Origin of the sequence: Bremerella sp. JC817 (genome assembly GCF_040718835.1) — a bacterium.
Lineage (GTDB): Bacteria > Planctomycetota > Planctomycetia > Pirellulales > Pirellulaceae > Bremerella.
In genome coordinates, this window is the sequence record NZ_JBFEFG010000223.1 from 1 (window position 1) to 389 (window position 389).

Below are 389 nucleotides of genomic sequence, written 5' to 3' on the forward strand. Positions count from 1 at the left end.
CGAGACGACGCCGGGCCAGCACGGTGTATCCGCGGCACTGGAATTCGCGGTCGAGGTGCTGGGCGTCGAAGAGATCGTCGTGATGGGGCACGGAATGTGCGGTGGTTGCGAAGCTGCGTTGAAGCGCTCGATGGAAGGCGCGGAAATGGGCAAAGGCGGCTTCGTCGCCCACTGGATAGCTATGCTGGATGATGCGCGCGACAAGGTCACGGCGGAAAAGGGTACCGAGGGCCGCGAAGCCCTTCGCGCGATGGAGCACGAAGCCGTCAGGACGAGCCTGCAGAACCTCAGGACGTTTCCGTCGGTCCGCGAAAAGGAAAGCGAAGGCAGTCTCACCCTGCGCGGTGCGTGGTTCGCGATCTCGCACGGCGTGCTTCACCTGCTGGACG

Annotated in this window: 1 protein-coding gene; it reads left to right on the top strand. The window is 64.3% G+C overall.

All coding sequences use genetic code 11. From position 1 onward, the window contains the following. Nucleotides 1–389, top strand: a 389-nt coding sequence (locus AB1L30_RS01135) for a carbonic anhydrase (RefSeq protein WP_367011488.1), incomplete at both ends; no start/stop codon positions are given.